A 21,127-nucleotide genomic window follows, 5' to 3' on the forward strand; every position below is an offset into this window, starting at 1 on the left:
CTAAAACAAGAAACCTCCATCTATACGCTATATGTAAAGATGGAGGTTTATATTTTACGTCAATTAAGTCAAGTTTTACCCCGCTTCGTTACGGCTGAAAAGTGTAGTCCCCATACTGGCTAATACGACACAGGCAATCGAAGTCCATTGCAAGGGTGTAAGTTGCTCTTGTAAGAAGATCAAGCCCGAGAAAGCAGCAAAAGCAGGATGTAAACTCGTTAAGACGCTAAAAGTTTTTGCCGGAATATTTTTTAATGCCACAAAATCCAGGGTAAAGGGGAGGGCACTGGAAAGGATCGCGATTCCAAGACCTTGAAGAAGTATAATGGGGGTTACATGAAAAATGGCGCCATCCCATAATGCAAAGGGGAAAATAATAGCCGCTGCAACCAACATACCTGTTGTCACAGCATCTCTGCCTTTCATTACTTTGGATATTTTACCACCTATTATAATATAGAGAGCCCAAAACGCGCCCGCTAAGAATGCTAAAAACAAGCCCAATAAGTCAAGGTGATCGTTTTGCCACGGTACAATCAGTAGGATCCCGAGGCAGGCGAGCATAGCCCATAGAACATCAAGCCACTTGCGAGATAGGGCTAGTGCGAGGAATAAAGGGCCCACAAACTCAATTGTTACGCCGAGTCCAAGGGGAATTCGTTGGATTGCCATGTAGAAAATAAGATTCATCGCTGCGATACCAAGACCATACAAAAAGCAATAAAGCCATTGCTTGCGTGTAAACTGACTTAATTTTGGACGATTGATCAATGTTAAAATAATGGCTGATATACCGATACGTAAAGCGCTGGTTGCCACAGCCCCAACTACCGGAAACATTCGCTTAGCGATAGATGCTCCACCTTGAACACAGATCATAGATAGCAGCGCCGCAGGAACTGCCATTTTAGTTTTTTTCATACTTAACTTCCCACAAAAAACGTCCTGGGTTGGGGATTCCGACAGAGGGCATTTTTGAAGGTGCAAAATTACATATTTAATACCGCTCACCGCAATATTTTTTTCTAGCCATCTACTTTTTAGATCTCTTTCAGCTCACGTTAATATAACCTTGTATAAAAATGTGTCTTATTTCACTTTCTTTCTACCTTATTGTGGTTCGAAGTAGAAATAAAATACCGCTACTTTGTCGTATAGATTATTCGTAATCCATACTAAATCTTGTCTTAATACCTGTCAAAGGTGCATCTCTGTAGGGTGCACCTTTTTCGTCTACTAAGACTAAAAATTAATATTTTCATAATAGAAATTACAGTAGCTTTGTAGCTTACTCGTTTATTGAACTATTATGAAAAGGAAAAATACCCGTTGGCTTGTGCTAACCGTGTGTGGTTTGTTTTTGGCAGTAAATGGTGCGCAGGCACAATTCGGAGATCTGCTAAACAAAGCTAGTAAAGCCGTTACCTCAAAAGCAGCGAAATCTTTTGGCGTAGACAAGTTGTTAAAAGAGCCGGAAGCAATTTCTACGAGCTTCGAAGATGTGAATAGAAAAGGGGAGGAACGTCCTTCATTTCATAATGACGCGACCTATAAACCGTTGGACCAGCTGACAAAAAATGGTGCAGATGGATTTGTCTTGGCTGCTGGACATTTTGAAATGACGGCAAAAAGCTACTGTCTTAAGGCGGGAACATACGCGCCTTCTTCCGGGGATGGGTATATGTACGCGCCAACAGAAGGAAAAAAGAAGGATATTGTAATTGCAATCTTAAAAAGTGCAGAAAAACATCCGGAAGTAGAGCAAACGGATATACAGATGCTCTTATGGACCATTATTGCGCGTACTAAATTTATTGATTATTCGGGACCTGTGAAGGAGACGGCATTAAAATTATTAACGCCACAACAAATTTTGCAACTTGAAAATGGTGCGTTGGGTATTCTTCCTTTTGATATTGTGGAAAAAGCAAAAGGTGAAATGCCGGCTTTCATGCGTACTATTTTTGAAGCAGAGAATAATATCAGACAACTCGTGTCTTCGGGCAACTACTCTTATGCTGAGTTTGAGCAGTACGCTATTTTAGCGGGGATGGCAGAAGTACGGAGTGATGTGCCTAGTGGAGTATGGACGTTACATCCCGATGGTTACTATGTGCGTTACTTTCCAAGCGGATTTTCTCGGACAAAAGTTCAGGTATATGTTCCGGAAGAATTGATCGCCACGAAGGGAAATAAACCGCTTGTTTATGATGCTACGAATGATGTAGCATGCCCTGCAAATACAGGATCACAGCGATTGGCTATTACCAATGAAAAAGCTGAATAAAAAAAAGAGGCGCTAATAGGTAGCGCCTCTTTTTTTTTATTTATTCAAGAATACAAACTGGCCGTCAAAGACATCCAGTTTAATATGGGCATCTCGTGATACTTTTCCAGAAAGGATTTCCTTGGAAAGCTCATTTAAGATACGCTTCTGAATCACACGTTTTAAAGGACGTGCTCCATACACCGGATCGTAGCCCAATTGTGCCAACCAGTCTAATGCTTCATCACTCGCTTCAATCTGGATATTCTGTTCAGCGAGCTGTTGCTGCACATGCTTAAACTGCATTTTAACAATGTCACCAATCTCATGGCGACTTAATGGGGTGAACATAATCACTTCATCAATCCTGTTCAAGAACTCCGGACGGATCGATTTCTGTAATAGATCGAATACTTCATCCTTTGTTTTGGCTACAACTTCATCGTGGTTGGCTTCCGTTAAATGCGAGAAGTTTTCCTGGATGATATGTGACCCCGTATTCGACGTCATGATAATAATGGTGTTCTTAAAGTTCACAACGCGACCTTTATTATCTGTTAAATGTCCATCGTCCAATACCTGTAACAAGATATTGAAAACATCCGGATGCGCCTTTTCAATTTCATCGAGTAAAACCACCGAATAGGGTCTCCGCCGTACCGCCTCTGTGAGTTGTCCACCTTCATCATATCCAACATATCCTGGAGGGGCACCAATCAAGCGGGAGACTGCGTGGCGCTCCTGGTATTCAGACATATCAATACGCACTAAAGCGTGCTCATCATCGAATAAGAATTCGGCTAAGGCTTTCGCAAGTTCGGTCTTACCAACTCCCGTTGTCCCCAAGAAGATAAAGGACCCTATTGGACGTTTCGCATCACTCAGTCCTGCACGAGAACGTCGGATCGCATCCGAAATCGCTTCGATCGCCTCATTTTGGCCCGCAACACGTTTATGTAGCTCATCTTCCAGATGCAGTAGCTTTTCGCGTTCCGATTGCACCATCTTGCTCACGGGGATACCTGTCCATTTGGATACCACATCAGCAATATCATCGGAGGTAACCTCTTCCTTGAGCATACGGCTGCTATCTTGTTTTTCTTCCAACTCTGCTTTTAGCTTCTCTACAGTATCTTGTGCTTCTTTTATCTTTCCATAGCGCAGCTCGGCCACTTTACCGTAATCACCCGCACGTTCCGCTTGGTCGGCTTCCAACTTATAGTTTTCAATATTTTGGATCTCTTGGTTTACACGATCTACCAAAGATTTCTCCGACTGCCAAGCTGCTTTTAAAGAGTCGCGTTCGCTCGATAAGTTTGCAATAGTCTCAGATAGCTCACTGACTTTCTTTTCGTCGTTCTCACGCTTGATCGCTTCGCGTTCAATTTCTAACTGCATAATTCGTCGGTCCAGTTCATCAACAGATTCTGGGACAGAATCCATTTCCAAACGGAGTTTAGACGCAGCCTCATCAATTAAGTCAATCGCCTTATCCGGAAGAAAACGATCGGTAATATAACGTTGTGATAACTCTACAGCTGCAATAATAGACTCATCGAGAATACGCACTTTGTGATGTGTTTCATAACGCTCTTTCAGACCCCGGAGAATGGATATCGCATCTTGCGTATCAGGCTCTTCCACCATTACCTTTTGGAAGCGGCGTTCGAGCGCCTTATCTTTTTCGAAGTACTTTTGGTATTCATTCAACGTTGTGGCACCGATAGCACGCAATTCTCCACGCGCCAAAGCAGGCTTTAGTATGTTCGCTGCGTCCATAGCGCCCTCGCCGCCTCCGGCACCCACCAGGGTGTGGATCTCATCAATAAATAGAATGATCTCCCCATCACTGTCCGCAACCTCCTTGACGACCGCTTTTAGACGTTCCTCAAATTCGCCTTTATATTTTGCTCCCGCAATTAGCGCCCCCATATCAAGCGAAAACACAGTTTTACTCTTTAGGTTTTCTGGCGCATCACCCTTTATTATACGGTGCGCGATGCCTTCGGCAATCGCCGTTTTACCAACACCTGGCTCACCTACTAGGATAGGGTTGTTCTTGGTGCGGCGTGATAAGATCTGCATCACGCGGCGGATTTCTTCATCCCGACCAATAACCGGATCAAGCTTGCCTGACTCCGCAAATTCATTGAGGTTACGCGCGTATTTGCCAAGGGCATTATACGTCGCTTCTGCATTCTGATCCGTTACGCGGTTGTTACCACGAAGTTCCTTGATCGCTGCTTTAAGATGCTTCTCCGTAACGCCTTGATCTTTTAGCAACTGCGCTGTTTTGTCGCCTCCCGAAAGTAAAGCCAAAAGCAAGTGCTCAATGGAGATAAACTCGTCGTTGAATTCCTTGAGATAGCTTTGTGCTTTTTGCAGTACTGAACTCGTCGCATTGCTTAGATATACATTGCTGCCGCTGACTTTTGGTAAGGACTGAATTTGCACATCATTTTCTGCTTTGATAAAGTTTAAGTTTGCATTCAGTTTTTTTAGTAAGTGACTGATAATATTGTCATCTACCTCTAGTAATGCTTTTAATATATGTGCAGGTTCGATCGCTTGCTGTTGATTTCCAGCCGCAATCTCCGAGGCTTTCTGAATAGCCTCTTGTGCTTTTATGGTATAATTATTAAAATTCATATTATGTTTTTCGTTATAGTTTTGTTCTTGAATACGCTAGCTATATAACAATTAAAATACCTTTTTGATTTTTTTATTGATAATCGGAATTTTTGACAGTTAAGATGTAGGTTATGAAGACATTTTGACATTTTTTGTGTACAATGAATAACGCTGAAGTGTTAGCCACAACCTAGCTAAATTCGACGGATCCTTTGGGTAGGTAACGTACTATATGTAGTGTAGGAGGGGTAAACTGCTCACTATGGGTATATGATTACCTTTTGAGATATCGAAAAATAAATCACACATTGATGGGTTGCTATTTTTTTTCTTTGATTGTCAAATGATTACTACTTAGGAATCGAAAAAACAAGAAATGGGTTTGGAATTTAACGTTCGGATACTGATATTTGCATCATCAAACGGGGAATACTCGTGAGAAAAGCCTCCTTAGCTCAGCTGGTAGAGCAACTGACTTGTAATCAGTAGGTCATTGGTTCGATTCCGATAGGAGGCTCAACAAAAAAACGGTTCTTAATATAAGAACCGTTTTTTTGTTTTAGATAGATCCTGATTTCTTTGTTGGCTCGATCTTTTCAGCAAAAGATTTATATTTAGGTAAAAAAAATGCTAACGAACGTAATTCCTAAATTACCAATGCGGAACATAACCGCTACAAAAGAATTTTATATTAATAAACTGGGGTTCAGTGAAATTTCAGATTACGGAGACTATTTGTTGATAGGTAAAGATAATATTGAACTCCATTTTTTCACCTTTAAAGAACTTGATCCAAAAGCAAATTATGGACAAGTGTATATCAGAACAAGCGATATCGACACACTTTATGAAACGCTCTTGTTTAATAAAGTCTCGATTCATCCAAACGGACAATTAGCAATTAAACCTTGGGGGCAAAAAGAGTTTTCGTTACTTGATCCTGATAGCAATTTGCTAACCTTTGGTCAAGAGTGGTAATACTATCCATAAAATAGAAATTCTGTACAAAACAAACATACTTTGAACAAGATCTAGAGCGCCTTATCGGTTGACAAATTAACCTGGAATACGACACATGAACTAAATAAGCGGCTTATCTTTATAAGCCGCTTTTAGTAATATGCGCTACGAGTAGATAACCGAGTAACCAACATGGCCCAAAACCACCTTGAGAATATGGGTTTATCCTAAACGTGGGGATGTTTGGACTAGCAGAGCTAGTCGTCCAATTAAATACATTATAGTCGTTTTGATAAAGGTCGTAAAACACTATACCGGCAATTGCCAAACAAGATAGATACAGAACTAGTACTAAAAGTTTTCGGGTCTGCTCATATAAAGCTCGCTGCTTGCCCTTGTCACTTTTGACTGTTCCAATAGACCGTTTCAAACATAAGCCCGATGAATTGTGACTCTTTGCGTTCGAAGGCATGATATCTTGCTATCTCGTCGTATAACCTCCATTGGCAAAAATTGTCTGTCCTGTAATCCACCAACCATCGGTTACAAGGAATTCAACAAGAGGCGCAATATCCCTGATGTCGGTCAAGCCACCAAGATCGGACGCCTGTTTGTGATAAGCCACCGCCTCATCGCTTTCCTGCCCATAGAAGAAAGGAGTGTCCATTGGTCCTGGCGCAACCGCCGTCACTGAAATACCACGTGGACCAAATTCTTTAGATGCGGCTCTGGTAAAGTGTTCTACCGGGGCTTTGGATCCGGCATAAGTAGCGTAATAGCCTGTGAACGCCGCCAGCAAGGAGGTTACAATCGTGTTAATCTTACCATTGTTGTTTAGTTTCTTTCCAGCTTCCTGAATAAAGAAGTAGGCTACTTTAGCATTAATATCAGTCATGCTATCGTATTCTTCTTCAGAGGTGTCGGCGAATGGTTTTTTTAATACTTTACCTACCGTATTGATGGCGATATCGATTCCTCCAAATCTGTCAATTGCTGCATCAAAGAATTTAGTGATGTTTTTTACATGGGTGAGATCTGCTTGGAAGAGAAAGGCTTCTCCACCTGTTTGCAGAATATCTGCCAGTGTTTTTTCAGCCTCATCTTTTGTACTCTCACTGTTGTAGTGGATCGCTACTTTTGCTCCCTTAGCGGCAAAATTGCGACTCAATAAACCTCCCAGATTTTTCGCACCGCCTGCAATTAATACTACTTTTCCATTTAAATCGTTTCTTGTCATATCCTTTTGTTTTAACTGGTTACATTAGGTAACACACAAAGATGACAAGTCGGGAATTATAAATCGTGGTGAACTTTTCGGAACTTTTACTTTTTCAGGTTTCTAAACTGTCCTGGGGTTTGCCCAGTAAATTTCTTAAAGAATTTTGAAAAATTAGAGGGATCGTAAGTGAGTATCTTTGCGATTTCAGAGATGGATTTGTCTGTTTCAGATAACATCTTTTTTGCCGCTTCAATTATTTTGGAATCATAAAAATGACAAGGATGTCGCCCCATTTCTTTTTGAATGGTATCGGTAAGATGCTTATGGGAGACAAAAAGCTCGCTCGCTATCTGATTAATTTCCTTGAATTCGTCTACACGACCTGACACAACATCGTCAATATGTTTATCAAGAAATTGGAAATAGGATTCCGTGATTTCACTTCCTCTCTTAATTTTGAATTGTTCCGTTGTACACATGAATCTGATTAAGTTTGTCTATGATAGAATTCTTTATTGTGTATGTCGTTTAGATAAATTGGACATTTTTTTAACACCTGCTTTCTAAGTATAAAGCTAATATATTTTTGTTGTAGTAATCATCTTTTTGCTCATTTGATGTTTGACTTTTATACATCTTCAAGACAAGAGGTTATTTAGCATTACGCTCTGTTAGCGGTAAATCCAATGATCAATTTATAGGATTCATATAAACTAATCACGGTTAATTATCGACGGCTGAAACAGCAAAATAAAGCAGTGCCAACTTTCACTTTCCTGATAAGACCCACGCGTAAAAAGAGGTAATTATCTCGTAACAACGATATTGAGAATTTGATATAACTTTTATTTTGCCGAACTTTATTTTTACCAATTATTATTTTGAAATAAAAAATGGAGGGATAGCAATATGAGTAGTTTACGAAAGCGAAAAGAAACGCATGATGTTTTTTCACCGGGCAAGCTTGGCCCAGTAACTTTACCGAACCGATTGATTAAGGCCGCCACCAGTGAGGGGCGCAGCCCGGAGGGAAAGGTAACACAAGCACTTATTGATTTTCACCGGGGTTTTATTGAAGGAGGAACGGGGATGACGACATTGGCTTTTTGTGCCATTTCCCCAGCGGGATTTGCGGCACCTGGTGAAATCTTAATGATCCGTAAAAATATTCCAGGTCTTAAGAAATTTACGCAGGCCATGCACGAGGCCGGAGGACTGGCTTCCGCGCAATTGGGGCATGCAGGGCCTGTGGCATCAAAACAAATAACGGGATCCCAACCAATAGCTCCCTCAAGATTTATTAATCCAACGAGCTTCCAGATCTGTCGACCAATCACTCGGGATGAGATGACAAAGGTTATTGAGCAGTTTGCCGAGGCGGCCGAAGTGGCTGCTGATTCTGGCTTTGATGCTATAGAATTACACTTTGGTCACCTCTATCTTGTTTCCGCCTTCTTTAGTCCTTGGATCAACAAACGCAAGGATGAGTATGGCGGTTCCATTGAAAACCGGACCCGATTTGCCAAAGAAATTCTTCTAGCGGTAAAAGAACGCATCAAAGACCGCCTTGCAATTGTTATTAAATTATCTATGGACGATGGGGTTAAAGGATCTATCTGGCTTGATGAATCTACCGAAACTGCGCGGATACTTGACGAAACAGGCGCTGTGGATGCCTTTGAACTAACGATGGGTTCTTCGGTGTATAAGCAGATGTACCTGTTTCGTGGAGAAACAGATATCGATGGAATGGCGCAAACACAAAAAGGGATTTTCCGATTGGGGGTCAAACTATTCGGACGGAGGATGTTGGGGGAGTTTCCTTATAAAGATCTGTATATGCTGGAAGCCGCAAGGCAATTTCAACCGATAGTTAAACATGCGCAATTGATTTTGCTTGGAGGAATTAACGATTATGCCCACATGGAGCAAGCGATGGAGGAAGGGGTTTCTTTCATTGCCATGGGAAGAGCGCTTTTGCGTGAGCCTAATATTTTAAATAAAATGAAGCAGGATAAACAGGGGCGGGGACTTTGTATTCATTGCAACAAGTGTATGTTCACGGTTTATGCAACAACAAACTGCGTGTTTACCAAGGAGTACGCGACCTCGTCCAAAGTGCCTGTTTGATAAGAGCTAATGAATTAAGACGTTGTTTTTTACTGTTTCATGGCGCGAGGAAAAGTATGTGACACGGATAATTATGCCTTCTATAGCGAACGATTTCAGTCTTAAAGCAGTTGTTTTTGAGCCTAATGAGCAGGTTACGCCTCGTTTTTATGCTACATTTGCTGTTTAAAAGTATACAACCATGCGAGATGATTTTGCCACAGATTACGAGAAGGAACAATTGCCTTCATTGAAAAATATATTAAAATCAGCAAAACATATCGGTTTTTCTGGAGGGAAGGTCATCTTCTATGTGATATCAGCATTCACCCTTGTAAACCTGGCCTGTATAGCTTATGCAGCTTCACGCTTTTTCATACTTGGATTTTCGTGGATAGCTCTTGGGATGCTTGCTATTACTATTGCACTGGGGATCGGTTTTAGCTTGTATGCAGTATCTATTACGTATCGTTACATCATTCTTACATCCCTAAAGAAGGTGTACGATTTAACGCTTCAGCAGCGTATATCGGTTTGTGAGGAGGTCATTAGTCGTGTAGAAGGTCTGTTCAGCAAACAGGAGGATGTACCACCCATTGCGCAGCTCAATCAGGTCATCGATTGGAGCAAAATAATCTATCATCACTATCAGAGAGTGCCGGTGTTTTTTCAATCAGGAATCACGCAATACTTGAACAGGATTCCTATTGCGAATTTTATTATCGTTCTTAAAGAAGACATACTTGAGGGTAATCAATCGATAGCAGCAGAAAAACTTCACTTTGCTGTTGATTCGTTCTTTAATGAAAATATCATAGGAGAACAAAACAATAAAAAGACGTGGGCGTTGCTCGGTGTAAATGTTGTGATACTATATACGTTTATAAATTACAGCGTGAAGGTCATTGCTACCACATGGGTGTAAGTTGTTTCTGTAATAAACCCTGTATAGGAATGACATAACTGTAATAAAAATAACTAACACAAAATGAAAACAATTATTAATCACCGCTTGAAGCATGTTGTTACTTACTTGAAGGCTATGGTTAACTGTTTTTATTAATAAACAGTATATATATTCTATTTTTCTTTCTTCCGTTTATTTTTTCACACCGGGGTTATAATGATGCACTACTGATAGTAAGGGATCCTGTTAAGTTTACTCTCAAGTATCGGGATACGAATCTCATTAAGGAAATTGTCTTTGATGGTGAGAAAAACCTTTACATTGACCAATCAGAAACGACATTGTATTATAAAGAAATTGCTTCCAGCAAAATAAAGAGGATAAAGGTTGAAAAGTTTGTCAGTACAAGGGAAAAGTAAAGATATATTCAAAACAGCTATACCTTTTGGAGTATACTAAACCAAACGACATCCATAAAAAAATCCCGATAGTGGATAACCATCGGGATTTTCATGTTTAAAAGTTCGGTTTCAGCAGATACTTATCGTAGAATCTAAAGATGTGTTCCGTAGCCTCTTCAGCGGTATCGACCAAGCGATACAATTTCAGATCTTCTTCCGAGATATAAGCATTCCCGAGCATCGTCTGTTCCACCCAATCAAAAAGCCCCTTCCAATACTCCGTACCCACAAGAACAATAGGGAAACGTGCGATTTTACCTGTTTGAATCAATGTAATAGCTTCAAAAAGCTCATCCATCGTACCAAATCCACCCGGCATCACGATATACCCCTGCGAATATTTCATGAACATCACCTTTCTGACGAAGAAGTAGTTAAATTCAAGAAGCTTATCTCTATCAATATATTTATTATGGAATTGCTCAAAAGGAAGTTCAATGTTTAGTCCAACAGACTTTCCGCCCGCTTCATATGCACCTTTATTTGCCGCTTCCATAATTCCTGGCCCACCGCCAGAAATTACACCATAGCCTTTTTCGGCTAGCAGGCGTGCAATTTCTACCGCTAGGTTATAATACTTATGATCAGTCTTCGTCCTCGCGGAGCCGAAGATCGACACACAAGGCCCAATCTTAGCCAATTTTTCGAAACCATCCACAAACTCTGACATCATCTTGAATATCTGCCAAGAGTCCTTTACTTTTATTTCTTGCCACGTTTTGTTCGCAAACGAATTTCTAATTTTATCCTCTTTCGCCATATCTTATTTTTTTAATCAATCGTAACCATTCACTGCGTCTTGTTCCTGCAAAAACTAGGAAATGTGAAACATACCAAGATATAAAAATTAATAATATTTGCGCCATACAATTCATGCATTTTATAAAAAAAATATACGTTTAGTTTGTATTTTTGTTGTCATGAATTTTTCGTCGCGACTTTTAGAACAGGCAGTAGATGAGTTTGGCCGTTTACCAGGGGTAGGGAAGAAGACTGCGCTACGATTGGTATTGCATCTACTGAAGCAACCCGATGCTGAGGTCGCTCGATTAACCGGCGCCCTAACGACATTGAAAGAACAGATCAAGTACTGCCAAGCTTGCTTTAATATGGCTGATCACGATCTGTGTGAAGTGTGTAGCAGTACCAAAAGAGACCAACAAACGATCTGTGTAGTAGAAGATACGCGGGATGTTATGGCGATAGAAAACACCAACCAGTATCAAGGTGTATACCACGTTTTAGGCGGATTAATATCACCTATGGATGGCGTTGGTCCTTCCGATTTGAAAATTGAAGCATTAGTAGATCGATTGAAAAATAATGAAATCAAAGAAGTTATTCTAGCGCTCAGTGCCACCATGGAAGGTGATACCACCATATTTTACTTATACCGTAAACTAAAAGATTTCAACATACCGATTACGACTATTGCGCGCGGTATTTCCTTTGGCGGAGAGCTCGAATATGTGGATGAAGTTACACTCGGTCGGTCTATAGCTACTCGTGTTCCATACGAACGAGAGGGGATCAAGCAACCCTAGCCACTTGTGCCTGCGCCTGCGTTCCAGATACTCCGATTACATTTTCTTTAAGATCCACGAAAATCCCATACTCGTAAAAAGTAGAACAAGTGCTGTTCCGTACCACAAAGTCTGGTACCCATAATGTTCCGCAACGTACGTACCTAGATAAGGCGAAAAGATATTCGCGGCAGCGAAAGCTAGCGAATTAAATCCCATATACGCACCTTGGGTATTGAATGTAGCGCGTGAAGCACTGATTGTCGCTGTAAAAGGCAATGTCAACATTTCTCCAGTAGAAAGAATAAACATCGCTAAATAAAGCCATGCAAGACCAAATGGCGCATTCAACATGAGATAGGATAATCCGGCAATCGCGGTGCCATAGATCATTACCTGGCGTGGTGTAAAACGACGTTCTACGCCGTGCACCAAAATCATCTCAAACAGTACAATAACAAAGCCACTAAAACCTAATAACAGACCAATAGCACCTTCGCTCATTCCACGATCCTCTTTATAGAATAGTGGTAAGGTGCTAAGCAGCTGAAAAAAAGCCATAGAAAAAAGGCAACAGAAAATATTGAAAACAATAAAGGGCGGATCGAGGTAAGCGTTTCGATCTTTCTTTTCATATTCTTTATCTTCCGGAATATTCAGCGTTTTGATTTTGTTTCGTGGAATCCGGTTTCTAAAAAAGTAAACAAATACAATAGCTGCTGCGAAAGCCGCTATTGCGTTTCCATAGAAAATCCAATCGTATGAAAAGCTAGCTAAAAAACCGCCGAGTGCCGGACCGATAGAAAAGCCTAAGTTGACCGCCATTCTATTTAGAGAATAGGCTTTGGTCAAGTTCTCCGGTTTTGCGTAACGAGCAACAGCAACCGAGTTAGCAGGTCTAAAGGTATCGGCGATCAGTGTTAATATAAAAATCATGAGCGCCAGCCCTTCAAAAGTTTTGAAGTTAGGCAACACCAGAAATAAAGGTACCACGAGAATTAAGCTAACAGCTTGTACCCTAAAGTTACCCAGTTTGTCGGTCAGCCAGCCACCAAGCCACGATCCACAGACCGAGCCTAAACCAAAGCAGCCCAATACAATTCCTACTTGAGATTTGCTGAAGTTCAACTCCGACGACATATACATACTCAAGAACGGAATAACCATAGAGCCTGTACGGTTAATCAACATAACAATGGCAAGCAACCAAGCTTCCTTCGATAAACCTTTGTACGAATTGATGTAGAGTTGAATGATTCTTTTCAAGAGACTGTCGTGTTTGTATTATGCCATAACTTGTTTATCGTAGCGTTGGTCAACAGTGTAGTTGCGCGCTAAAATTTGTTTCTTTCCTGTATTTTTATTGAGAATGACATCGAGACGCCCCAATCGGATTCCTGCAAAACCAACTTGATGGATCACCACTTCATGTCCATCTAAATCTTTTACTCGTGCTGGCTCATCCAAGAAAGTATGCGTATGCCCGCCCAAAATTATATCCACATGCCGTATTTGCGCAGCTAACTTCAAATCCGATATTTTATCATCATCATATTTATAGCCTAGATGCGATAAACAGATCACTAGATCACATTTTTTGTCCTCTTTAAGCATTTTTGCGATTCGGTTTACAACGGGTATCGGATCAAGATATTTCATCCCTTCATAACTCTTGGGGTCGACCAACCCTTCAATATCAATTCCTACGCCTGTAAGACCTATACGGATACCATTTTTATTGATAATCGTATAGTCTTTCGTCTTTCCCTCCAATAGTGTGCCACGAAAATCGTAGTTCGCCGTTAAAAAAGGAAAAGTGGCTTTATCGAGGTATTTTACCAAACCCGCAATTCCATTATCAAATTCATGATTTCCGAAAGTACCGGCTTCGTAACCTAATTTGGACATTAATTCCAACTCCAGCTTGCCTCCAAACATATTGAAATACGGCGTTCCCTGGAACATATCACCGCTATCCACTAGCAATACACTTTTCTCCTCGCTTCTAATTTTTTGAATAAGAGCGCTGCGACGTGCTACACCACCCATGCCTGCATAACGCGAGCCGTCCAGTGGGAAAGGCTCAATGCGGCTATGTACGTCGTTGGTATGAAGGATTGTCAATCTAAAATCTCCTTTCGCTGTCGCAAAAGCGGGGAGTGTCCCCACCACAGAGGCTGCCCCCAATAGGAGGGATCTTTTAATAAAACCTCTTCTATTCAATAATGAGAACTCTTCCATCAATAGTAGCTTGTATGTGTTTACCTTGTTTTGTTAATTCAGAAACATATTCCATCAGTGATTCGCGAATACGTTGTGTATAATCTTTGCGATCTAGCACTTGGTCCAAGAAATCGACATAGTCACCACCATTCGCAAGGTAATCGTAGGTCACTAATTTATAGGTTTGATTTGGATCTATAGGTTTTCCTTGTACCAAAAACTCCTTTACTTTTTTGTTTTCAATCAGTAGTTTAATGCCACTTGCAGGCTGGCCACCAGTCCGTGCCATATAATCAGCCCATCGAAGCATATCCTTACCTGATAAGGTCAATACCGTCACGGAATTTTCAAAAGGCATAATTTCGAAAATATTTCCTACCGTAATATTTCCAGCTTTCAAATCTGATCGTATGCCTCCTTTTGTCGCAAAAGAAACCTGCACGGCAGGATCCAGTTGTTGGCCTTTCCAAAGGAGAGCATCGGTAAAGAAATTACCTGCCAGACTTTCCGCCTCTCTTGTTTTTGTAAGATGCGCGTCTGAAAAACCGATCACTCGATTCATCTCGGATTCCAACTGTATTTTATACGGTGAATAATACTTAACAATGGCACTGTCGATGGAGTAGTTGGCATCAATTTGATAGTACTGAACCTTGTTTACGGTTGGTTGTAGCTGTGTTTTACAGGAAACCAGTAAAGCCGCAGAAACAAGGAATGATGCCCAGCGTATAGAACTTCCCATGTTTTTGAATTTTGAGAACAAAATTAGATAAATTTATTAGATAAGCAATGCTGCTAACAATTCCTTAAAGCAAGAAAGCGGATCCCGTAAGACCCGCTTTCTTGTTAAAATAGACCGAACATCTCGGCTTCTATCTTTTCAATTATTTTACCCAGGTCTTCGGGTTTGTTTGCAAAATCTAAATTATCCTTATCCAACACCAAAAGTTTGCCTTCGGTGTACCCACCAATCCACTTGTCATACTTATCATTCAATTTGGATAAATAATCTAGTCGAATAGCCGATTCATAATCGCGACCACGTTTCTGAATGTTATTGACGAGGGTAGGTACCGAGGCCTTTAAATAAATCAGCAAATCGGGTGGTTTAATGTAGTTTACGATCGTATGAAACATATTACTATAGTTCTCAAAATCACGCGCGCTCATCAACCCCATATCGTATAAGTTTTCTGCGAAAATATACGCATCTTCATAAATCGTACGATCCTGAATCATGTTGATTCCTTGCTGTTGCAGGTCGACAATATGTCGAAACCGACTGTTTAAAAAGAATATTTGCAAATTAAACGCCCAGCGTTTCATATCGCTATAGAAATCTTCTAGATAAGGATTATTGTCTACCGCCTCAAATTGTGGTTCAAAATTGAGGTGACGCGCAAGCATCTCCGTCAAGGTTGTTTTTCCAGCTCCAATATTACCAACAATGGCTATATGCATATACGTTTCTTCTTAAGAATCAAAAAAATACTGATAACTCCTTTAAAAACTGTGTGTTAATACAGCTTTTTTATACCGATTATTTCGCGAACTTCACGTATGGTCTTGCGTGCACTTTCGCTTGCTTTCTCTGCACCGAGACGAATAACCTTTTGGATATACTCGTCATCATTAGAAATATCCTCAATCCGAGAACGAACAGGTTCTGTAGCTAAAACCATATCCTCCGCCAATTGTTTTTTGAAATCACCGTAACGGATTTCACAATTATTGTAGAGTCCCTCAAAGTGAGCTAACGTATCTGGTGTTGACACCACCTTCATCAGATCAAACAGATTTTGAATAGCTTCCGGTTTTGGTTGGTTCATCTCTGTAGGTCCCGAATCAGAAACGGCACGCATTACTTTTTTACGTACAACATCAGCCGAGTCACTGAGGTAAACACAGCTCGCGTCACCGTTAGATTTTCCCATTTTCCCATTGCCGTCGAGACCAGGTATTTTAACTAACTTATCACTATACGAAAAAGCAAAGGCTTCTTTAAAGTATTCCACATCATACAATCGGTTAAAACGATTACCGAATGTACGTGTCATCTCCAAATGTTGCTCTTGATCTTTACCAACAGGCACTTTCGTGCCATGATGAATCAAAATATCACAAGCCATTAATACGGGATAGGTCAGAAGACCTGCATTGACATTGTCTGGACTTGCACGGACCTTGTCTTTAAACGCTGTAGCGCGCTCTAATTCACCGAGATAGGCATTCATGTTCATGTACAAGTAAAGCTCGGCTACCTCGGGTACATCTGACTGTACATATATCGTTGATTTTTCCGGGTCGATCCCTGCCGCCAGGTACTCCACTACAACTTGTCTTACCGTACGGCTTAAATCACCGGGCGTCGGGTGTGTCGTTAACGAGTGTAAATCCGCTATAAAAAAGAAGCAATTGTACTCATCTTGCATTTTTACAAAATTTCCCAATGCACCATAATAGTTACCTAAGTGTAATTTTCCGGTACTTCTAATACCGCTAACAACAGTTTCCTTCATGTCGCAAATTTAAGTATTAATTGCTAATTAAGCTAGGTATCGCCCTATAAGTTTGCTATTTTTACGTCATGAACATAAAGGTTATTTTAAGTACGCTATTTTTAGGTATAGCCTTATCAGGTGCGGTACACGCGCAGGTTAAAACACTGCTTTTTGAAGACGAATTATGTAGTTACAAAGGGTTTTATGATAGTAAAAAGTATACGGAAAGACAGCTGAAGGATACGTATACGCTTGTTACATCTTATGGCTATGTTGGTGACGAAGGCACCTTAGCAGAGATGACAGCCCGATATACGGCAGAAATTGACCGGTTAAAGAAGCTACAAATTGCAAATTCTTCCTATTTCAAGAATTTACAGCAGGATGTGCTTAACTATGTGCAACAAACATTCGCCTTGAAGAAGGTTCAAAAACAAGCTAAACAGAATCCGCAAGCATTAACAACCGCAGTTAAAAAGGGAGGAGCAGCCTATACTTATGGAATTGCACTCCAGAATGGTGGTACCGAATTGTTGGAATCTTATAAAGCCTTAACCTTGCAACAAATGAAGAATAATGCAGCGCCGGATCATTTATGGGATCAATATACCACTACTATTGCGCGAGCCGATAAATTGGAGAAAGCTTTTGCCTATGTGCTTGTTTATGGCTGGTGGAATAGTGCGAACAGGGAAGTTCATCATATTGAATATGATGGAACACAGTCCGAACAGTATCGGAAACTGTTTACAAAAATAGAAACAATAGATTGTGATGAGCCCTGATTAAGGGCTCGTCCTGTTGTCGTTATAACTTCTTAGCTTCGTTCCAGTAGACATCCATTTCTGCCAAACTCATATCTTTCAATTGTTGCCCATTTTCGGATGCTCGTTTTTCCAAATGGTTAAAGCGAAAAATGAATTTTTTATTTGTCCGTTCTAATGCATTTTCGGGGTTCAATCCCAGGTGTCTACCATAGTTAATCAAGGAAAAAAGTAAATCACCAAATTCTGCTTCAGCACGATCTTGATCTATTTCTTCTCCTTGTGTGAGGTTGAATTCATTTTTAAACTCTTCCAGTTCCTCTTCCACTTTTGCCCAAACTTCTGTCTTGTCTTCCCAATCAAAACCTACACCACGCACTTTATCTTGGATACGATAAGCTTTCACCAAGGCTGGCAATCCTTTGGGGACGCCAGATAATACGGAGCGGTTACCTTCTTTTAATTTAATCTGTTCCCAATTGCTCTTGACAACGTCCTCTGTTTCTGCTTCTACATCGCCGTAAATATGAGGGTGTCGGGTGATTAGCTTATCGCAAACAGCATTCAAACTATCGACAATATCAAATTGCTTTTGCTCCGAAGCGATCTTGGCATAAAACACCAAGTGCACCATCACATCGCCTAATTCTTTCTTTACTTCATCATAATCTTTATCCAAAATAGCATCCGTCAGCTCATAAAGTTCCTCAATACTCAATAAACGCAGCGATTCCATCGTTTGTTTACGATCCCAAGGACATTCTACGCGTAGGGTGTCAATAATTGTTACTAAACGCTCAAAGGCGCCTCCAGGTGTATGTTGTGTTTCTGGTGCTTGATGTGCCATATTACTCCGATTAATGCTACAAAACTACTATTATTATTCCGTTTAACTTACTATATTCGTTGGTATAGAAAGCTGTTCAATGGGTAAAAAATTATTTATGGTGCTCTTGGGTTGTAAGCCTCCAGGTCGCCACACCGAACAACATGACATGTATTTCGGAATCGCAGACGCGTTAAAAGATTTAGTCAATCCGATGCAAGCTTTTTGGCCCGAGGCGAAAGGAGAAATGCATGTTTATATCTGGCGACATGTGACATCCGTTATGGGGTATAATGTTAAAGTTGTACCAAAAGGCACACCCCAAAAAAACAACAAGAAGCTTTATTTTGTGAATTTGGGAGGCTATAGGGAGGATGACTTTGAAGAATATCACTACAAGCAATTGGTCGTCGCTGAGAGTACGGAAGAGGCAGCATCCCTAGCCCGAGAAACGGATTTCTATAAACAGGTGGTGACACCTCATATCGATGATCATTATGGAGTGGATGTGGATGACATATTTGAAATTATGGATATCCTTCAGCTTGACTGTAAGCAAACATATTCACTGGAAATCACAACCGAAAAGTCTGCTGGTAATGACCCCTTACATATTGGCTACCTCAAGTTCGTAGATCTACTATAAAATTTGTCCAACCTGCTTTGTAACTCGTCAGAAAAGGTTATTTTAGTCAGATGCAACTGATCCCTTATTTAGAAATGAATTACGGCTTGTCGGACCAGGTACTACAAGAAATCGATAAAGCAAGTGTAACTAAACAGCACGGAAAGAAATGTACGATTTTGGAGGCTGGTAACTATGCTAAAAATATCTTTTTCATTGAAAAAGGGCTCGTTCGATTGTTTTATTTTAAAGGTGGAAAAGCGATTACTCATTATTTTTTTAAGGAAGGTGACTTTGTCGCAGGAGCAGAAAGTACATTTCTACAGCGCAAATCTGTTTACGGTATCGAGGTTCTAGAAGAAGCGGTGATCACTGCTGTACCCTTTTCCTTGATCAACACGCTTGCTGTGGATTCTATAGCGGTCAATAAGCTTATACAATCCATCTTATTACAGTCTCTCATCGGTTTCTCCTCGCGCTTACAAAGCCTGCAGTTTGAGACAGCCCATGAAAGATATCAGAAACTTATTAACCAACACCCAGAGATCTTATTACGGGCACCATTAGGCGATATTGCTTCGTTTTTAGGCATATCGCAGCAAACGTTAAGTGTCATACGAGCGCAACGATAAAATGCGTCCAAAAATTTTTTTTTAAGATATCTGAAAAATTTGAAACTATAAATAGCTGACCTTTGTTTCATAATAAATAAAGGATACTATGAGAAAGAAATGGTTTTGGTTTTTATACCTGTCCTTTGGTGTGGTAGCACACCAAAGCGTCGTAGCCCAAACCGGAATAGCGCCGCAAGTGAAGGACGCTATCAAACAATCGTTTCAAGCCAGTAGAGAACTCAAAATAAAGTCATTAGAGGTAGACAAAACAGTATTGGAGGCTGACGGTGTGCGCGCAAAAAAGCTTCCACATGTTGATGCAACAGGGTTGTATGGTTTTGTCTATACAAACGGCAGCTTGGATATCCCTACACTCACTATTCCCATTCTCAATGTAGGATTGTTTGAAGGTGCGAGCGCATTTACAATGCGTACACAAGCTGCTTATGCCGGTGTTTCGGTTAAACAAGTCCTGTTCTCAGGGCTGCAAATTCCAAATGGTGAAAAGGCTTTACAAGAAAAGTCAAAAGCACAGACTCTTTTAATGGAATCGGGCAAGGAGGGTATGGCAAAGGAACTCATTGCAGCCTTTGATCAGCTGATGTTGCTTGGAGAAGTCGATAAATTAATCGCTGACTCTGAAAAAAGGCTATCAAAAGAGCAGGAAAAAGTAAATAAAGCCATTATGAACGGTTTAGCTATTCCTTATGATCGCGATAAACTAAAACTAGCCTTACTCGAACTTGAGGCCAAGAAAGTGGAAGTAGAGGGAAATAGGGATCTCTTGGTAAAAAAAATCAGACAGGAGACGGCCTTATCAGAAGAGGAAGTCCGGGAGGTACAATATGAATTAGTTGCCATCCTGCTTGCTGAAGTTCCCACAGATGTCCAAGATCGCAAAGAGCTACAAGCACTACAGGCATCTTCTCGTGCATATGACTACTTATACAAGAAAGAAAAAGGCGCTGCTTTACCTATGTTATTTGCCTTTGGTTCCGCAAATTACCTCAATGTATTCGATACGCACCTTTCACTAAAAAACAGACCACTAGTAGGGGATGTCGATTTATCAAATAATCATTTAAAAGGAAGACCGAATTTAATGGTTGGTATCGGTGCGAAGTGGGATATTTTTAATGGAGGCGAACATAAAAGCAAAGTGAAACAAGTACAGGCCGATCAAGCTATAAATACACTCAAGCTTCAAGATACGGAAGAGAAATTGAATTTACTTTTGGAGAAAAATAAAGTAGGCTATGCCGTCTCCAATCAAAAACTTCACGTAGGTGAGCAACAAATAAAAGTTGCAGAGAATAATTTACGCTTGGCATCGAAACAATATCAGGCGGGTTTAATTGATGTAACGGAGTTGCTTGCCGCAGAAAACGATTGGTATAAAGTGAACCTAGGTTATTATGGACATGTCATGGAGCAACGTCTTTCTGCAATTGAACTTCTACACGGTACAGGAAAATTATTACAAACTATATACGAGTAA

At 40.6% G+C, this 21,127-nt stretch carries 20 protein-coding genes and 1 tRNA gene; 10 read left to right on the forward strand and 11 right to left on the reverse strand.

Annotated features, from left to right (window positions below; all coding sequences use genetic code 11):
• Positions 1-75: 75 nt before the first annotated feature.
• Positions 76-921 (reverse strand): EamA family transporter, encoded by an 846-nt coding sequence (locus E2P86_RS09785; protein ID WP_085471762.1) that lies wholly within the window; start codon positions 919-921, stop codon positions 76-78.
• Positions 922-1,309: 388 nt separating this feature from the next.
• On the opposite strand from E2P86_RS09785, the gene E2P86_RS09790 reads away from it, so the two are divergent.
• Positions 1,310-2,287 (forward strand): hypothetical protein, encoded by a 978-nt coding sequence (locus E2P86_RS09790; protein WP_085471761.1) that lies wholly within the window; start codon positions 1,310-1,312, stop codon positions 2,285-2,287.
• Between the two features lie 36 nt (positions 2,288-2,323).
• On the opposite strand, the gene clpB is transcribed toward E2P86_RS09790, so the two are convergent.
• Entirely contained in the window at positions 2,324-4,915 is a 2,592-nt protein-coding gene (gene clpB / locus E2P86_RS09795) for an ATP-dependent chaperone ClpB (protein WP_085471760.1), read from the reverse strand.
• Positions 4,916-5,341: 426 nt separating this feature from the next.
• Here clpB and E2P86_RS09800 point away from each other — a divergent pair.
• Both E2P86_RS09800 and E2P86_RS09805 read left to right on the forward strand, forming a co-directional pair.
• Positions 5,342-5,414 (forward strand) — tRNA-Thr (locus E2P86_RS09800).
• 110 nt (positions 5,415-5,524) lie between these two features.
• The gene (locus tag E2P86_RS09805; protein ID WP_134432702.1) at positions 5,525-5,875 is read left to right on the forward strand and encodes a bleomycin resistance protein; all 351 of its coding nucleotides are present in this window, start codon (positions 5,525-5,527) and stop codon (positions 5,873-5,875) included.
• Between the two features lie 463 nt (positions 5,876-6,338).
• On the opposite strand, the gene E2P86_RS09810 is transcribed toward E2P86_RS09805, so the two are convergent.
• On the reverse strand, positions 6,339-7,094 hold the full coding sequence (locus E2P86_RS09810; RefSeq protein ID WP_134432704.1) for an SDR family oxidoreductase: 756 nt from the start codon (positions 7,092-7,094) through the stop codon (positions 6,339-6,341).
• An 86-nt stretch (positions 7,095-7,180) separates the two neighbouring features.
• Positions 7,181-7,555, reverse strand: coding sequence for a helix-turn-helix domain-containing protein (locus E2P86_RS09815; RefSeq protein WP_085471757.1), 375 nt, complete (start codon positions 7,553-7,555; stop codon positions 7,181-7,183).
• Between the two features lie 430 nt (positions 7,556-7,985).
• Here E2P86_RS09815 and E2P86_RS09820 point away from each other — a divergent pair, with 430 nt between their 5' ends.
• Positions 7,986-9,206: an NADH:flavin oxidoreductase gene (locus tag E2P86_RS09820; protein ID WP_134432706.1), complete on the forward strand. Its 1,221-nt coding sequence runs from the start codon at positions 7,986-7,988 to the stop codon at positions 9,204-9,206.
• A 181-nt stretch (positions 9,207-9,387) separates the two neighbouring features.
• Positions 9,388-10,110, forward strand: a complete 723-nt coding sequence (locus tag E2P86_RS09825; RefSeq protein ID WP_134432708.1) for a hypothetical protein — start codon at positions 9,388-9,390, stop codon at positions 10,108-10,110.
• 498 nt (positions 10,111-10,608) lie between these two features.
• Here E2P86_RS09825 and E2P86_RS09830 read toward each other — a convergent pair whose 3' ends face one another.
• Entirely contained in the window at positions 10,609-11,313 is a 705-nt protein-coding gene (locus E2P86_RS09830) for an LOG family protein (RefSeq protein ID WP_085471756.1), read from the reverse strand.
• A 160-nt stretch (positions 11,314-11,473) separates the two neighbouring features.
• On the opposite strand from E2P86_RS09830, the gene recR reads away from it, so the two are divergent.
• Complete coding sequence (gene recR / locus E2P86_RS09835; protein WP_085471755.1) at positions 11,474-12,097, forward strand: recombination mediator RecR; 624 nt, start codon at positions 11,474-11,476, stop codon at positions 12,095-12,097.
• A 36-nt stretch (positions 12,098-12,133) separates the two neighbouring features.
• On the opposite strand, the gene E2P86_RS09840 is transcribed toward recR, so the two are convergent.
• The 5 genes from E2P86_RS09840 to trpS form a co-directional block, all read right to left on the reverse strand.
• A complete protein-coding gene (locus tag E2P86_RS09840; RefSeq protein ID WP_085471754.1) occupies positions 12,134-13,342 on the reverse strand; it encodes an MDR family MFS transporter in 1,209 nt (402 codons plus the stop codon).
• Positions 13,343-13,360: 18 nt separating this feature from the next.
• Entirely contained in the window at positions 13,361-14,317 is a 957-nt protein-coding gene (locus E2P86_RS09845) for a bifunctional metallophosphatase/5'-nucleotidase (RefSeq protein WP_134432710.1), read from the reverse strand.
• Entirely contained in the window at positions 14,292-15,041 is a 750-nt protein-coding gene (locus tag E2P86_RS09850; RefSeq protein ID WP_240775485.1) for a 5'-nucleotidase C-terminal domain-containing protein, read from the reverse strand. The genes E2P86_RS09845 and E2P86_RS09850 overlap by 26 nt, the downstream gene beginning before the upstream one ends.
• A 104-nt stretch (positions 15,042-15,145) precedes the next feature.
• Positions 15,146-15,760, reverse strand: a complete 615-nt coding sequence (locus E2P86_RS09855; protein ID WP_085471752.1) for a deoxynucleoside kinase — start codon at positions 15,758-15,760, stop codon at positions 15,146-15,148.
• Positions 15,761-15,816: 56 nt separating this feature from the next.
• The gene (gene trpS / locus E2P86_RS09860; protein ID WP_085471751.1) at positions 15,817-16,818 is read right to left on the reverse strand and encodes a tryptophan--tRNA ligase; all 1,002 of its coding nucleotides are present in this window, start codon (positions 16,816-16,818) and stop codon (positions 15,817-15,819) included.
• Between the two features lie 68 nt (positions 16,819-16,886).
• Here trpS and E2P86_RS09865 point away from each other — a divergent pair, with 68 nt between their 5' ends.
• Positions 16,887-17,585, forward strand: coding sequence for a hypothetical protein (locus E2P86_RS09865; RefSeq protein ID WP_134432712.1), 699 nt, complete (start codon positions 16,887-16,889; stop codon positions 17,583-17,585).
• Between the two features lie 22 nt (positions 17,586-17,607).
• On the opposite strand, the gene mazG is transcribed toward E2P86_RS09865, so the two are convergent.
• On the reverse strand, positions 17,608-18,411 hold the full coding sequence (mazG, locus tag E2P86_RS09870) for a nucleoside triphosphate pyrophosphohydrolase (protein ID WP_085471749.1): 804 nt from the start codon (positions 18,409-18,411) through the stop codon (positions 17,608-17,610).
• 79 nt (positions 18,412-18,490) lie between these two features.
• On the opposite strand from mazG, the gene E2P86_RS09875 reads away from it, so the two are divergent.
• From E2P86_RS09875 to E2P86_RS09885, 3 genes are all read left to right on the forward strand, one after another.
• Positions 18,491-19,036 carry a DUF1543 domain-containing protein gene (locus E2P86_RS09875; RefSeq protein ID WP_134432714.1) on the forward strand — a complete coding sequence of 182 codons (546 nt, stop codon included), beginning with the start codon at positions 18,491-18,493 and terminating at the stop codon, positions 19,034-19,036.
• A 74-nt stretch (positions 19,037-19,110) separates the two neighbouring features.
• The gene (locus E2P86_RS09880; RefSeq protein WP_134432716.1) at positions 19,111-19,647 is read left to right on the forward strand and encodes a Crp/Fnr family transcriptional regulator; all 537 of its coding nucleotides are present in this window, start codon (positions 19,111-19,113) and stop codon (positions 19,645-19,647) included.
• Between the two features lie 88 nt (positions 19,648-19,735).
• Positions 19,736-21,127, forward strand: coding sequence for a TolC family protein (locus tag E2P86_RS09885; RefSeq protein WP_134432718.1), 1,392 nt, complete (start codon positions 19,736-19,738; stop codon positions 21,125-21,127).

Source organism: Sphingobacterium psychroaquaticum (assembly GCF_004421025.1).
In the GTDB taxonomy this organism is placed as follows: Bacteria; Bacteroidota; Bacteroidia; order Sphingobacteriales; family Sphingobacteriaceae; genus Sphingobacterium; species Sphingobacterium psychroaquaticum.

What these genes read in the sequence shown, in the direction of transcription:
- E2P86_RS09825 (WP_134432708.1), top strand. Translation starts at nt 9,388, where the DNA reads ATGCGAGATGATTTTGCCACAGATTACGAGAAGGAACAATTGCCTTCA.
- E2P86_RS09785 (WP_085471762.1), bottom strand. Translation starts at nt 921, where the DNA reads ATGAAAAAAACTAAAATGGCAGTTCCTGCGGCGCTGCTATCTATGATC.
- E2P86_RS09815 (WP_085471757.1), bottom strand. Translation starts at nt 7,555, where the DNA reads ATGTGTACAACGGAACAATTCAAAATTAAGAGAGGAAGTGAAATCACG.
- E2P86_RS09820 (WP_134432706.1), top strand. Translation starts at nt 7,986, where the DNA reads ATGAGTAGTTTACGAAAGCGAAAAGAAACGCATGATGTTTTTTCACCG.
- E2P86_RS09790 (WP_085471761.1), top strand. Translation starts at nt 1,310, where the DNA reads ATGAAAAGGAAAAATACCCGTTGGCTTGTGCTAACCGTGTGTGGTTTG.
- E2P86_RS09845 (WP_134432710.1), bottom strand. Translation starts at nt 14,317, where the DNA reads ATGGAAGAGTTCTCATTATTGAATAGAAGAGGTTTTATTAAAAGATCC.
- E2P86_RS09875 (WP_134432714.1), top strand. Translation starts at nt 18,491, where the DNA reads ATGGGTAAAAAATTATTTATGGTGCTCTTGGGTTGTAAGCCTCCAGGT.
- clpB (WP_085471760.1), bottom strand. Translation starts at nt 4,915, where the DNA reads ATGAATTTTAATAATTATACCATAAAAGCACAAGAGGCTATTCAGAAA.
- trpS (WP_085471751.1), bottom strand. Translation starts at nt 16,818, where the DNA reads ATGAAGGAAACTGTTGTTAGCGGTATTAGAAGTACCGGAAAATTACAC.
- E2P86_RS09885 (WP_134432718.1), top strand. Translation starts at nt 19,736, where the DNA reads ATGAGAAAGAAATGGTTTTGGTTTTTATACCTGTCCTTTGGTGTGGTA.
- E2P86_RS09805 (WP_134432702.1), top strand. Translation starts at nt 5,525, where the DNA reads ATGCTAACGAACGTAATTCCTAAATTACCAATGCGGAACATAACCGCT.
- E2P86_RS09855 (WP_085471752.1), bottom strand. Translation starts at nt 15,760, where the DNA reads ATGCATATAGCCATTGTTGGTAATATTGGAGCTGGAAAAACAACCTTG.
- E2P86_RS09830 (WP_085471756.1), bottom strand. Translation starts at nt 11,313, where the DNA reads ATGGCGAAAGAGGATAAAATTAGAAATTCGTTTGCGAACAAAACGTGG.
- E2P86_RS09850 (WP_240775485.1), bottom strand. Translation starts at nt 15,041, where the DNA reads ATGGGAAGTTCTATACGCTGGGCATCATTCCTTGTTTCTGCGGCTTTA.
- E2P86_RS09810 (WP_134432704.1), bottom strand. Translation starts at nt 7,094, where the DNA reads ATGACAAGAAACGATTTAAATGGAAAAGTAGTATTAATTGCAGGCGGT.
- E2P86_RS09865 (WP_134432712.1), top strand. Translation starts at nt 16,887, where the DNA reads ATGAACATAAAGGTTATTTTAAGTACGCTATTTTTAGGTATAGCCTTA.
- recR (WP_085471755.1), top strand. Translation starts at nt 11,474, where the DNA reads ATGAATTTTTCGTCGCGACTTTTAGAACAGGCAGTAGATGAGTTTGGC.
- mazG (WP_085471749.1), bottom strand. Translation starts at nt 18,411, where the DNA reads ATGGCACATCAAGCACCAGAAACACAACATACACCTGGAGGCGCCTTT.
- E2P86_RS09880 (WP_134432716.1), top strand. Translation starts at nt 19,111, where the DNA reads ATGAATTACGGCTTGTCGGACCAGGTACTACAAGAAATCGATAAAGCA.